Genomic DNA, 12,527 nt, shown 5'->3' with positions numbered 1-12,527 from the left:
GAGCGCTTCTTCGTCTGGCATCTTTGCGAACTGAAGGGCCCCGCCGGGGCAGGCAGGGGTCTGGGCAAATGTCCCCCGGCGCCGGCCGTTGGCCGTCACCTCCTCCTTTACTTTGCCCAGACCCCTGCCTACCCCGACGAGGCTCGGCTTGCGGCAGGTAAAGCGCAGTGTTCGTGGCAGCCTTTCAACGGGGCGCCGACGAACTCCGAACGCAGGGCGGAGGCCCTTGCGTACGAAGTAAAGGGGGAGGTGACGGCCAACGGCCGGCGCCGGAGGACATTCGTACGCATGGGCATCCGCGCCGCGCCATGCAGATTGAACCCGCCGCTCGCGATGCAGGAACGGCTCAGCGCCCGCGGCCACCGTGCCAGTGCTGGTGCCACGCCTGGAACATCAGCACGTTCCACAGGTGCGTGTGCCACTTGCGCTCACCCCGCAGGAAGGCCTCCCAGATGCCGCGCACGCGTACTGCATCGAAGCAGCCCTGATTGCGCAGCAACTGCGGGTCCAGCAGCGCCTCGGCCCAGTCGCGCAACGGACCGGCCAGCCAGCGTGCCATCGGAGGGCCGAAACCGCGCTTGGGGCGGTACACCAGCGGTTCCGGCAGGTAACGCGCCAGCAGGTGTTTGAGGATCCGCTTGTGCTCACCGTCGTGGTATTTCAAATGCTGCGGCAGCCGCCAGGCCAGGCGCACCACCTCCATGTCCAGCAGCGGCGCACGGGTTTCAACGCCCGCTGCCATGCCCGCACGATCGACCTTGGCCAGGATGCCCTCGGCCAGGTCCATGCGGAAATCCAACAGCTGGATGCGCGCCTCGGCCGGCAGCGCGGTGTCCTGCTGCTGGAAGATCGTCATCGGCTCGCGCGCGCCCAGCACCACCTGCGCCGGCTGTCGCCAGCGCGTCACTCGCTGCAGGTAATGCCCTTCCACATCGTTGGCGGCAACCTCGGCCACCAGTGCGCGCCAGCCACCGAGGCGGCCGCGTTCGACGTTCATGCGGTTGCCGCTGCGCCGCGCCAGGTCGCGCACCCAGTCCGGAAGGCCCCCGCACAGGCGCGCATTGCGCAGTGCGCGGCCATAGCTGGGGTGGCCGAAGAACAGTTCATCACCACCGTCGCCAGTCAGGGCAACCGGCTTGCGTGCACCCAGCAGTTCACTGGCCAGCAGCGTCGGCAGCTGCGAGGCGTCGGCGAAGGGCTCGCACCAGACCTGCGGCAGGCGCTGCAGCAGGTCCAGGCCCTGGCGCGCGTCCATGCGGTGCAGGTGATGTTGCACACCCAAGTGGCGCGCGACCTGCGAAGCCCAGTCGCTCTCATCGTGGCCCGGATCGTCGAAGCCCACCGTCCATGCCTCGATCGGCAGCGTCGACTGCGCCTGCATCATTGCCGTCACCAGTGAGGAGTCGGTGCCGCCGGACAGGAACGCGCCGCAGGCCAGCGGCGAATGCATGCGTGAAGCAATGGCCTTCTGCAGTACTGCTTCGAGCTGGTCGGTGGCCTGTTCCAGGCTGGGTGCGGGGTACAAGGGTTCCTGCAGGGCGCTGTGCATCGCATCGCGTGCGCACCAGTAGCGCGAACCACCCTGCGCGGCCTGGCTGGATCCACCGGCGGCGTGGTCGTTCAGATCGATACGCAGCATCGCGCCGGCCACCAGCTTATGGATGCCGCGGTAGATGGTGTGCGGCGCCGGGACATAGTCGTGGCGCAGCAGCAGGCTCAGCGCATCCTGGTCGATGCTCGGCGCGAAACCGGCGAACGCCTGCAGCGCCTTCAGTTCGGAGGCGAACAGGAACTGGCCCTGGTACCAACCGTAGTACAGCGGCCGCTCGCCTACCGGGTCACGTGCCAGCCACAGCACGCGCGACTCGCGGTCCCACACACTGAAACCGAACGCGCCCTCGATACGCGACAGCGCCCGCTCCACGCCCCACTCGACAATTGCCTGCAGCAGCAGCCGTGCATCGCTGCAGCTGCGCGGCAGATCGCGCAGCTGCGACTGCAGGTCAGCCCGGTTGTACAGGCGACCGTCCAGGCACAGCACGTAACGGCCACAGTCCGAACTCAGCGGCTGCAGCGGGGTGTCGGTCGGCGCCCGGCAGTGGCCCAGCGCCAGGCCAGCCTCGGCATCGGTCCAGTAACCAATGCGGCCACGGCCACGTTGCTGCAGGGCGCGAAGCATCGGCGCCAGCTGCTGCAGCAGGTGCTCGTCCTCGGCCGGCGGCAGCCAGGCGCCGACCACGCCGCTCATCGGATACCCCCGCAATGGCGGCGGCGGGACAGGTTCGGCAGGGAGAAGGCAGCGGGCGACATGAGGACGGCACGCGGAACGGAGGAGACTCCATGCTCGGCCCGGCCCCTGCCCCGCGTCAGTCGCTTTGCTGTCAGCGATGGTCACCGGACGTATCACAAAGGTAACGTTTTGTAACGGCAACAAGCTATGCTGGACGCCAAGTTGTTGCCAGGCCTGAGGCCCGGCCCGCGCGCCAGCAACCCCGGCTGAATGGCGCCCGCCCCCAGGACCCGGGCGGCCCGATGGCTGGGATAGCATCGCCGCGCTCGTGCCGTGGCGGTACGTACGCCCCACGGAGGCCTTGAAAATGCTGGATATCGTACTGGTCGAAGACGATGCCCGCCTCGGTACGATGGTCAGCGACTATCTGCAGCGGCATGGCTATCAGGTCGCCCACGAGCGCAGTGGCGAACGCGCGGTGGCCCGGATCCTGGCCGAAAAGCCCGCCCTGGTCCTGCTGGATGTCGGCCTGCCCGACCAGGATGGTTTCGAAGTGTGTCGGCAGATCAGGCCCCACTATGACGGCATCATCTGCGTGCTGACCGCGCGTACCGACAACATCGACCAGGTGCTCGGGCTGGAACTGGGCGCCGATGACTACATCGGCAAACCGATTGAACCCCGGGTGCTGCTGGCGCGCCTGCGTGCCCATCTGCGCCGCCACCGCCGGGTCGAGCCGCGTGACGGCAGCCTGCGCTTCGGCGAGCTGAACATCGACCCGTCCACCCGTAACGTGCACCTGCAGGGCAGCCTGCTGGAGCTGACCACCGCCGAGTTCGACCTGCTGTTCCTGCTGGCCAGCAACGCCGGGCAGATCCTCGACCGCGATGCGCTGCTGCGCGGCCTGCGTGGCATCGCCTTTGACGGCCTGGACCGTTCGATCGATGCGCGCATTTCGCGCCTGCGCCGCAAACTGGGCGACAACCCGGAACAGCCGGAACGGATCAAGACCGTCCGCGGCCGCGGCTACCTGTTCAGCCGCTCGGCATGGGGATGAAGCGCACGCCCTCGGCGATGCGCGGCCACGCCTTCCACTTCCTGCGCTATGGCATCGGCTTCCTGGTCGCCCACCTGCTGCTGATCGTGCTCGGCCTGTGGGCCTGGGACGCCCTGCTGGAAGACCGCACCGAGGCCGGCCTGCAGGCCGAGATGCGCGGTACCCACTCGCTGCTGCAGCACCGTTTCGCCGAGACACCGCGCGACCAGTGGCCCGCGCTGGCGCGTGAACTCGACGCTGATTTCGCCTATGCGCTGCGCATGCTGCCACTGGCCGAGGCAGTGAAGGAACTGCCAGCCAGCCAGCGTCCCGCCTTCAACAACGGCCGCGTGCAGATCGACCTGGAACACATGCGCAGCCTGCAGCGGATCGGCGACAGCGACTATGCGGTGATGCTGGGACCGTTGGACGAAGCGCTACCCGATGAGGGATGGCAGGACAGCGAAGTGTCCGGCGTGGCGATCCTGCTGCTGATCCTGATGGTGGCCGTAGCCCTGCCGATGTACGTGATGGTCTACCGCCTGTGGCGCGATGTGTCGCAGCTGGCACAGGCCGCGCGGCAGATGCGCGACGGCCAGCTGGATACGCGTGCGCCGCGTGCCGGTACCGCGCTGGTGCGGCCGCTGGCCAATGCCTTCAACCACATGGCCGAGCAGCTGCAGCAACTGCTGGAGAGCCAGCGCGTGCTGGCACAGGCGGTGGCGCATGAAGTGCGCACACCGTTGGCACGGATGCGCTTCGGCCTGGCCGATCTGGAGGACACCGCGCTCGACGAGATCCAGCGCGATGCGCTGGGTGGCCTGCGCACCGACGTTGACCGGCTGCAGCACCTTACCGATGCCGGTGTCGAGTACGCCGCGCTTGGCCGCTGCCATCAGCTGACCCGCCAGCGCCTCCAGCTGGCCGCGCTGGTGCGCGGCGTTGTGGCCCAGTTCGCACCGCTGCCGATGCCGGTGCAGCAGGTGCTCTCACCTACCGGCCTGGTCAACGTCAACCGGCACATGCTGGAACTCGCGTTGCGCAACCTGCTCGGCAATGCCTTGCGTTATGCGCGGCGGCAGATCCGCATCGCCAGCACGGTCAACGACGGCTGGCTGTGCCTGCAGGTGGAGGACGACGGCCCGGGCATTGCGCCCGAACTGCGCGGCCAGGTGCTGCAGCCGTATGTGCGGCTGGATCCGGGCAGCCCCGGTTTCGGTCTCGGCCTGGCACTGGTGCAGGTGGTGGCCGACAAGCATGGCGGCCACGTCGAGGTAACCGATTCAGAGCTGGGCGGTGCCTGTATCCGCCTGCACCTGCCGTTGGAAACCGGCGGCATCGTAGAGTGCGAAGCGGCCTGCTAGGCCGCTGGTTCCGCACGCGGCAAGGCAAACACGAACAGCGCGCCACGCTCACTGTCGCGCAGTTCGATGCGGCGGCCATGCAGCTGCACGATCCGCTGCACGATCAGCAGGCCAAGCCCACCGTTCTCGCCACGCCGTGCGCCCAGCGCGGCCGGCGCCTGGAACAACTGCGCTCGCAGCGCCGCTGCCACGCCGGGACCATCATCGGCCACGCTCACCTCGATGCTATCCGCGGTCGCACGCAGGCACACTTCGATCCGGCCACCTTCCGGTGCGTGCCGCAATGCATTGTCGAGCAGGTTGGTCAGCACCCGCTCGACCAGGCCCAGGTCGGCACGTACCAGCGGCAGGCCCGGCGGGAATTCCGCGTGCAGGCGCTGGTTGCGCGCCTGCGCGGCCAGCTCGAACTTCTGCAGTACATCCTGCAGCAGTTCCGGCAGCGCGAACACTTCCCACTCCAGGCGCACTTCGCCGTGCTCCAGCCGCGCCAGCTCGAACAGCGCGCGCGCCAGCCGACCAACCTTGGCGCTCTGTGCAAGCGCGATACCGAGGTACCGGCGGCGCTCGTCCGGCGACAGTGTGGCGTCCTTCAGCGCCAGCGTTTCCAGGTAGCCATGCAGCGACGACAACGGCGTACGCAGGTCGTGCGAGATGTTGGCGACCAGCTCGCGGCGCTGCAGGTCCTGCTGGCGCAGCTGCTGCCATTGTTCACCCAGCCGCTGCGCCATCTGCGCATGCGCATGTTCAAGGATCACCAGTTCGTCGCGCTCGCCTGGGCGCAGTGGCTCGGGTGGCGGCAACGGTGTCGGCGCATCGATGTCGAAGGCCTGGATGCGCCGGGTAAGCCGCCGCAGCGGACGGGTCACCCAGTAGAACGCCACCAACCCGGCCAGCAGGCCGAGGCTGCCAACCAGCATCACCGACCACCAGGTGGTGTTCCACTGGCTGCCGGCCGCGAGGTCGTCGGCGAGCATCTGCCGGTGTTCGCCGACCAGCACCACGTACACGTAGCCGGCCTGGCGACCCTGGACGATCAACGGTGCGGCGCTGAACACCTTGCGGCCATCAGCGCTGCGCGGGTCATCGCCGAGGATCGGCAGCGGCGCACCGGCCAGCAGGCGGCGCAGCGGTGCCACGTCCACCTTGTTGCGCACCAGATGGCCGCTGGGCGCATCGTGGCCGAGAATGCGGCCCTGATCGTCCAGCAGGTACACCTCGACGCTGGGATTGACCGCCATCAGCTGGCCGAACAGCGCGCGTACCGCCGCATCGCGCATGCCACTGGTGTCCATCAGTTCGCTGCGCTGGGCGATGTGTTCGGCCAGGCCTAGCGACAACCGCTGCACCACCTCCTGTTCGTGACGGGTATTGGCACGCATCTGCAGCGCCAGCAGCGCCATGCAGCACATCAGCATCAGCGCGGCGATCACCGCTGCCAGCTTCTGCCACAGATTGGGCTTGATCATGCCGCCGCTCCGGCCGGGTCGACCAGCTTGTAGCCGCGGCCCCACACCGTCAGCAGCCGCCGCGGGTTGGCCGGGTCCGGCTCGATCTTGCTGCGCAGGCGGTTGATGTGGGTATTGACCGTATGCTCGTAACCATCGTGCTGGTAACCCCAGACCTGGTTGAGCAGTTCCATGCGCGCGAACACCTGGTCCGGGTGGCGTGCGAAGAACAGCAACAGGTCGAATTCGCGCGGGGTCAGTTCCAACGCGTTGCCATCCACCGAGGCGGTGCGCGCGACCGGATCCAGCTGCAGCCCACCCAGCTCGATCGCGCCAGCATCGATACGTGCGCTCTGCGCCATCGCCTCGGCGCGGCGCAACAGGGCGCGCACCCGTGCCACCAGTTCCGGCATCGAGAAGGGTTTTGCCAGATAGTCGTCCGCGCCCAGTTCCAGGCCGACAATGCGCTGGGTCTCGCTGCCGCGCGCGCTGATGATGATGATCGGCACGTAGCGCGCCATCGCGCGTGCACGCTGGCACACCTGCAGACCGTCGACACCGGGCAGCATCACATCCAGCACCAGCGCATCCCATGGGCCGTCCTGCTCGAGCAGGCGCAGGCCGGCGTCTCCGCTGGCAGCATGGGCGACGTCATAGCCTTCGTCAGCCAGGTGCATGCGCAGCAGGTCAGCGATGTGGGCATCGTCTTCGACGATCAGCACGCGTTTGGTCGACATCGGCAGCTCGGGGCCAGTGGGGAGGCTGCCCGCATTGTGGCGCGGGACGGCCGCCGATACCTCACGAAAAATTGAATCCTGCGTGAGGATTCGTTGACCCGGGCGGGCGCAGCATGGCCCCGTCGCCCCTTCCCGGAGTCCGCCATGTCCCTCACCCGCCGCCATCTGCTGGGCCTGGGCGGTGTTGCCACCGCCGCCGGCCTGCTTGGCCTGGGGGCCTGCAGCCGCGCTGCTCCGGCCGCCGCCGAAGCGCGCCCGTCGCGACAGTTCGAGGTGATGCACAGCGATGCCGACTGGCGCCAGCGCCTGACCCCGGCGCAGTACGCGGTGCTACGCCAGCAGGCCACTGAGCGCCCGTACAGCAGCCCGCTCAACAAGGAACATCGGCAAGGCACCTTCGCCTGCGCCGGCTGTGCGCAGCCGCTGTTCTCTTCCTCCACCAAGTTCGAGAGCGGCACCGGTTGGCCCAGCTTCTGGGCGCCGCTGCACAACGCCATCGGCGAAGACCGCGACGTCACCTTCGGCATGCTGCGGGTAGAGGTGCACTGCCGCCGCTGCGGTGGTCACCTCGGCCATGTGTTCAACGACGGCCCGCGTCCGACTGGACTGCGCTACTGCATGAACGGTGCGGCGATGGTGTTCGTTCCCGGCGCCACTGATGGCACCGCCGATGGCTGGCGGGTGCCGGTCGGTTCTTCCCCTGCTTCCGGAGCCTGACGATGCTGCTGTTGCTGCTTGCCTACCTCGGGGGCGCGCTGACCCTGCTCAGTCCCTGCATCCTGCCGGTGCTGCCGTTCGTGTTCGCACGCGCCGACCGTCCATTCCTGCGCAGCACGCTGCCGTTGCTGCTGGGCATGGCGCTCACCTTCACCGTGGTCGCCAGCCTGGCCGCTGTGGGCAGCCAATGGGTGGCGCAGGCCAACCAGGTCGGGCGCTGGATCGCCCTGCTGCTGATGGCGCTGTTTGCCGTGGCGCTGCTGTGGCCACGACTGGCCGACCATCTGCTGGCGCCGTTCCAGCGTGTGGGTGCACGCTTGAGCGCACGCGCCGATGCCGCGGACGCCGCAGGACGTGGCGGCGCATGGACCTCGCTGCTGATCGGCGTCGCCACCGGTCTGCTGTGGGCGCCCTGTGCCGGTCCGATTCTTGGCCTGGTGCTGACCGGTGCCGCGCTGCACGGTGCCAGCGTCGGCACCAGTACCCTGCTGCTTGCCTATGCATTGGGTGCGATCACTGCGCTGGCGTTGGCGGTGTGGGTCGGCGGCCGCGTGTTCCGTGCGCTGCAGGCGCGGCTCGGCCTCGGCGACGCACTGCGCAAGGTGCTGGGCGTGGCCGCACTGCTGGCCGTGGTGGCGATCGGCCTGGGCTGGGACACTGGCCTGCTGACCCGCCTGTCCACGGTCAGCACCGCGCGCATCGAGCAGGGCCTGCTGGACGCCGTGCCCGGTGCGCAGCCGGCGGCACCGCCGATGATGATGATGGCTGGCCCCAATGCGGGTGCAGATGCACCGCTGCCAGTGGAAGGCACCCTGCCCGCACTGGACGGTGCCACGGGTTGGCTCAACAGTCCGCCGCTGACCGCGCAGCAGCTGCGTGGCAAGGTGGTGCTGGTCGACTTCTGGACCTACTCCTGCATCAACTGCCTGCGCGCGATGCCGTTCGTGCACGAATGGGAACGTCGCTACCGTGACCATGGGCTGGTGGTGATCGGCGTACACACGCCGGAGTTCGCCTTCGAACGCAACCCGAGCAACGTGATGAAGGCGGTGCAGGAACTGAAGGTCGAGTACCCGGTGGCGCTCGACAACCAGTACACGATCTGGCGCGCGTTCAACAACCGCTACTGGCCGGCGCAGTACTTCGTCGATGCACAGGGCAACATCCGCGGCCACCAGTTCGGCGAGGGCAACTATGCACGCTCGGAACAAGTGATCCGCCGGCTGCTGACCGAAGCCGGGCAGACCAACCTGCCACCACCGGCCGACCCCGCCGCAGCCGACCTGCAGGGCGTGGCCGTGCAGGCCGACATGAGCAACCTGCGCTCGCCGGAGACCTATCTGGGCCACGCGCGTGCCGAGCAGTTCGCCTCACCCGGCGGCCAACGCAGCGATAGCCCGTTCGACTACACGCTGCCAACCACCCTGGCACTGAACCAGTGGGGCCTGTCCGGACGCTGGACCGTCACCGACGAGGCCGCGCAGCTGCAGCAGGCCGGTGGCCGCATCGCCTTCCAGTTCCACGCGCGGGACCTGCACCTGGTGCTGGCACCGAGCCAGGACGGCACGCCGGTACGGTTCCGCGTCTGGCTGGACGGCAAGCCGCTGACCGCTGCCGATGCCGGCAGCGATGTCGGTGCCGATGGCAGCGGCGTGGTCAATGAGCACCGCTTGTACCAGCTGGTTCGCCAGCGCGGCACGGTCGGCCCGCACCGCTTCGAGATCGAATTCCTCGACACGGGCGTGCAGGCCTACGCCTTCACCTTCGGTTGAAACGGGAGCACACGATGAAACTCTCTTTTGAACAAGGTATCGCCGCCGGTGTCGCCGGCCTGGTGGCTACTGCATTGATCGCTGGCGTGCTGCTGGTCGACCACGGTGCAGTCGCGGCACCGCTGGAAGCCAGCGCGCAGGCCAAGGCACTACCGGCGCCCAGCGGCGACGCCGCGTTCCGCGATGACGCCACCCACGCCAGCGTGGTGTTCGCCGGCGGTTGCTTCTGGGGCGTGCAGGGCGTATTCCAGCACGTCAAAGGCGTGAGCAATGCAGTGTCCGGCTACATCGGCGGCAGCGCCGCCGATGCACGCTATGAGCGGGTCAGCAGCGGCCAGACCGGTCATGCCGAGGCGGTGAAGGTCGACTACGACCCACGCCAGGTCAGCTATGGGCAGCTGATGCAGGTGTTCTTCTCGGTGGTGCACGACCCGACCCAGCTCAACCGCCAGGGGCCCGACCACGGCAGCCAGTACCGTTCGGCGATCTTCACTGATGACGCCCGCCAGCAGGCGGCCAGCCGCGCCTACATCGCCCAGCTCGGCCAGGCCGGCAGCTACCGCGCCCCGATCGTCACCCAGCTGGTCAGCGGCCAGCGCTTCCATCCGGCCGAGAGCTACCACCAGAACTACATGACGAACTACCCGCAGGCGGCCTACATCCGCTACTACGACGCACCGAAGCTGGCCGCGCTGGGCAAGCAGTTCCCGGCGCTGTACCGGCGCGAGGCGGCGCTGGTGCCGATGCGGTAGCCGGCATTTCCCCTTGGGCTGGCCGACGCTCGGCGGTGCTCTTCTGTAGAGCCGAGCCCACGCTCGGCTGCTGTTGGCGGAAGTGCAGCCGAGCATGGGCTCGGCTCTACACACAAAAAAAGACGCACGGCCATCCGGCCGTGCGTTTCGAAAGACCGGCCGCGCCCCGATCAGGCCCGTCCGACAACGACATGCTAGGCTCGCCATCATCATGGGTACAGAACCAGATGGCGGGAAGTTCGATGGATACAGATGACCAGAGCGCGATGATCCCACCCCGCTACCAACGGCTGTCGGATGAACTGGCCGAAGCCATCCACGGCGGACGTCTTCCGGTTGGCAGCCGCTTGCCTTCGCTGCGGCAGATGGCGTCGCAGCGCCGGCTCAGCCTGAACACGGTGATCGCGGCCTATCGCCAGCTGGAAGATGCCGGCCTGGTGATTCCGCGGCCGAAGGCCGGCTTCGAAGTTGCGCCGCGGCTGTCGGTTCCGGAACGTTCGCTGCGCGACACTCCGTCCGCACCCACCGCGCCGCTGCAGCAGGTACTGATGGCCCGCGTGCTGGAGGCACAACGCCGCTCCGGTGTGATCGATCTGGCCTTTGCCGGTCCGCGCGGACGCCAGTTCTATCCCGGCGCACAGCTGGCCCGGCACACCGCGCAGGTACTGCGCCACGGTCAGCAGACAGTGGAAACCTACGCGCGCCCGAACGGCTCGCCGCGACTGCTGGCGCAGATCGTGCGGCGCGGTCCGCGCATGGGCCTGCACACCCACAGCGAGCGACTGCTGCTGACCCACGGCGCGATGGAAGCCCTGCAGCTGGCCTTGCGTGCAGTGACCCAACCCGGTGATGCGGTCGGCATCGAAGCACCGTCCTACTTCAACCTGTACCCATTGCTGGCCAACCTCGGCCTGCAGGCCATCGAGCTGCCCACCCATCCGCAGCACGGGCTGGACGTCGACGCATTGGACGCACTGATGGAGCACACGCCGCTGGCCGCACTGGTGGTGATGCCGACCGTGCACAACCCGCTGGGCTGCACCATGCCGACAGTGGCCAAGCAACGCCTGGCCGAACTGGTCAACGCGCGCCAGCTGCCACTGATCGAAGATGCGGTGTACGCCGAACTGCAGTTCTGCGAGCCGCCGGCACCGCTGCTGAAGGCGTTTGATCGCGATGGCTGGGTGATGGTGGTCGGTGGTTTCTCCAAGACGCTGGCGCCGGACTACCGCATCGGTTGGCTGGACGGGGGGCGCTTCGCCGAGCGCATCGCACTGCTCAAGTTCCAGTCCACCGGTGGCGAACCGCAGCTGCTGGGCGATGCGGTGGCGGCGTATCTGGAAGCAGGCAGCTACGAACACCACCTGCATCGCATGCGCCGCTTGTACCGCGAACAGGTCGGTCGCCTGCGCCAGCTGGTGGCCGAACACTTCCCGGCCGGCACCCGTGCCACCGAGCCACAGGGTGGCTTCCTGCTGTGGCTGGAACTGCCGGGGGTGGATACCCGCGAACTGTTCGAACGTGCGCTGCAGGAAGACATCGTGTTCATGCCCGGCCAGGTGTATTCGCGCGGCGCGCGCTACCGTCACTGCTTGCGACTCTCATGCTGCCAGACGCTGGATGCGCGCTTCATCGGTGCGGTGGAGCGGCTCGGTGCGATCGCGAAGGAGCTGGCAGCTGCAACACGGTAGTGCCGGCCGCTGGCCGGCAACCTCGGGATCGCCGGGTGGATGCAGTTGCCGGCCAGCGGCCGGCACTACTCAGGGTCACTCGAGCAGGTGCGCCGCCAACGCTTCGCCATTCGCCCCCGGAAGGTTGGGCAACCGCCCCCAGCACGGCATTGGCAGGCGCTGCTGCAGCGTGGCGATGTTGTCATCCTGGCGCTGCATCGCCGGGTCGATATGATTGCCGATCCAGCCCAGGCACTCCACGCCGCTGGCCTGCAGTGACTGCGCGGTCAGCCGTGCGTGGTTGACGCAGCCCAGCCGCATGCCGACCACAAGCACTACCGGCAGATGCAACGCACGCACCAGATCGAGCTGGTCCAGCGTGGCCGAGACCGGCGCCAGCCAACCGCCAACGCCCTCCACCACCACGATGTCTGTCTGCGCGCGCAGGCGCTTGAATGCAGCCACGATCGGCGCCAGCTCCACCTGCACGCCGTCCTCGGCAGCAGCCAGCTCCGGCGCCAGCGGCTGCCGCAGCGCATACGGGTTCAGGTCGGCATAGTCCGGCACCGGCCAGCTGGCCGCCTGCAGCGCCAGCGCGTCCTCGTTGCGCAGGCCCTGTCCCAGATCCTCACTGCCGCTGGCCACCGGCTTCATGCCGACCGCGCGCAGGCCGCGCCGGCGCAGTGCATGCAGCAGCGCGGTGCTGGCCGCGGTCTTGCCGATCTCGGTATCGGTGCCGGTGACGAACAGGGCAGGCGGCAGCGTGGCGGGCAACGGCATCGATAAGCTCCAGCGGGGCAACAG

The 12,527-nt window shown here is 68.3% G+C and carries 10 protein-coding genes; 6 read left to right on the top strand and 4 right to left on the bottom strand.

Annotated elements, in window-relative coordinates; genetic code table 11:
* Positions 1-346 precede the first annotated feature (346 nt).
* Positions 347-2,248 carry an asparagine synthase (glutamine-hydrolyzing) gene (gene asnB, locus ACZK2G_RS02645; RefSeq protein ID WP_136639265.1) on the bottom strand — a complete coding sequence of 634 codons (1,902 nt, stop codon included), beginning with the start codon at positions 2,246-2,248 and terminating at the stop codon, positions 347-349.
* A gap of 349 nt (positions 2,249-2,597) precedes the next feature.
* Here asnB and ACZK2G_RS02640 point away from each other — a divergent pair, with 349 nt between their 5' ends.
* Together ACZK2G_RS02640 and ACZK2G_RS02635 are read left to right on the top strand one after the other, a co-directional pair.
* Positions 2,598-3,287, top strand: coding sequence for a winged helix-turn-helix domain-containing protein (locus ACZK2G_RS02640; RefSeq protein WP_004141029.1), 690 nt, complete (start codon positions 2,598-2,600; stop codon positions 3,285-3,287).
* Positions 3,284-4,630: an ATP-binding protein gene (locus ACZK2G_RS02635; protein ID WP_046983053.1), complete on the top strand. Its 1,347-nt coding sequence runs from the start codon at positions 3,284-3,286 to the stop codon at positions 4,628-4,630. The genes ACZK2G_RS02640 and ACZK2G_RS02635 overlap by 4 nt, the downstream gene beginning before the upstream one ends.
* Here the strand turns inward: ACZK2G_RS02635 and ACZK2G_RS02630 are convergent.
* Complete coding sequence (locus ACZK2G_RS02630) at positions 4,627-6,096, bottom strand: sensor histidine kinase (protein WP_046983054.1); 1,470 nt, start codon at positions 6,094-6,096, stop codon at positions 4,627-4,629. The two genes, ACZK2G_RS02635 and ACZK2G_RS02630, sit on opposite strands and share 4 nt — an antisense overlap.
* Positions 6,093-6,812: a response regulator transcription factor gene (locus tag ACZK2G_RS02625; protein WP_046983055.1), complete on the bottom strand. Its 720-nt coding sequence runs from the start codon at positions 6,810-6,812 to the stop codon at positions 6,093-6,095. Before ACZK2G_RS02625 ends, ACZK2G_RS02630 begins: the two co-directional genes overlap by 4 nt.
* Before the next feature lie 144 nt (positions 6,813-6,956).
* Here ACZK2G_RS02625 and msrB point away from each other — a divergent pair, with 144 nt between their 5' ends.
* From msrB to ACZK2G_RS02605, 4 genes are all read left to right on the top strand, one after another.
* Positions 6,957-7,529 (top strand): peptide-methionine (R)-S-oxide reductase MsrB, encoded by a 573-nt coding sequence (msrB, locus tag ACZK2G_RS02620; protein ID WP_046983056.1) that lies wholly within the window; start codon positions 6,957-6,959, stop codon positions 7,527-7,529.
* A gap of 2 nt (positions 7,530-7,531) precedes the next feature.
* A complete protein-coding gene (locus ACZK2G_RS02615) occupies positions 7,532-9,301 on the top strand; it encodes a cytochrome c biogenesis protein DipZ (protein WP_046983057.1) in 1,770 nt (589 codons plus the stop codon).
* 14 nt (positions 9,302-9,315) lie between these two features.
* Entirely contained in the window at positions 9,316-10,053 is a 738-nt protein-coding gene (gene msrA, locus ACZK2G_RS02610; RefSeq protein WP_478474613.1) for a peptide-methionine (S)-S-oxide reductase MsrA, read from the top strand.
* A gap of 242 nt (positions 10,054-10,295) precedes the next feature.
* Entirely contained in the window at positions 10,296-11,744 is a 1,449-nt protein-coding gene (locus ACZK2G_RS02605) for an aminotransferase-like domain-containing protein (RefSeq protein WP_046983059.1), read from the top strand.
* A 75-nt stretch (positions 11,745-11,819) separates the two neighbouring features.
* Here the strand turns inward: ACZK2G_RS02605 and bioD are convergent, their stop codons facing one another.
* Positions 11,820-12,503: a dethiobiotin synthase gene (gene bioD, locus ACZK2G_RS02600; RefSeq protein ID WP_046983060.1), complete on the bottom strand. Its 684-nt coding sequence runs from the start codon at positions 12,501-12,503 to the stop codon at positions 11,820-11,822.
* Positions 12,504-12,527: the final 24 nt, after the last annotated feature.

The sequence above is a fragment of the Stenotrophomonas sp. 107298_Sma genome (assembly GCF_056480345.1).
This window is presented reverse-complemented; position numbering and strand designations above follow the sequence as displayed.

What these genes read in the sequence shown, in the direction of transcription:
- asnB (WP_136639265.1), bottom strand. Translation starts at nt 2,248, where the DNA reads ATGAGCGGCGTGGTCGGCGCCTGGCTGCCGCCGGCCGAGGACGAGCAC.
- ACZK2G_RS02640 (WP_004141029.1), top strand. Translation starts at nt 2,598, where the DNA reads ATGCTGGATATCGTACTGGTCGAAGACGATGCCCGCCTCGGTACGATG.
- ACZK2G_RS02635 (WP_046983053.1), top strand. Translation starts at nt 3,284, where the DNA reads ATGAAGCGCACGCCCTCGGCGATGCGCGGCCACGCCTTCCACTTCCTG.
- ACZK2G_RS02630 (WP_046983054.1), bottom strand. Translation starts at nt 6,096, where the DNA reads ATGATCAAGCCCAATCTGTGGCAGAAGCTGGCAGCGGTGATCGCCGCG.
- ACZK2G_RS02625 (WP_046983055.1), bottom strand. Translation starts at nt 6,812, where the DNA reads ATGTCGACCAAACGCGTGCTGATCGTCGAAGACGATGCCCACATCGCT.
- msrB (WP_046983056.1), top strand. Translation starts at nt 6,957, where the DNA reads ATGTCCCTCACCCGCCGCCATCTGCTGGGCCTGGGCGGTGTTGCCACC.
- ACZK2G_RS02615 (WP_046983057.1), top strand. Translation starts at nt 7,532, where the DNA reads ATGCTGCTGTTGCTGCTTGCCTACCTCGGGGGCGCGCTGACCCTGCTC.
- msrA (WP_478474613.1), top strand. Translation starts at nt 9,316, where the DNA reads ATGAAACTCTCTTTTGAACAAGGTATCGCCGCCGGTGTCGCCGGCCTG.
- ACZK2G_RS02605 (WP_046983059.1), top strand. Translation starts at nt 10,296, where the DNA reads ATGGATACAGATGACCAGAGCGCGATGATCCCACCCCGCTACCAACGG.
- bioD (WP_046983060.1), bottom strand. Translation starts at nt 12,503, where the DNA reads ATGCCGTTGCCCGCCACGCTGCCGCCTGCCCTGTTCGTCACCGGCACC.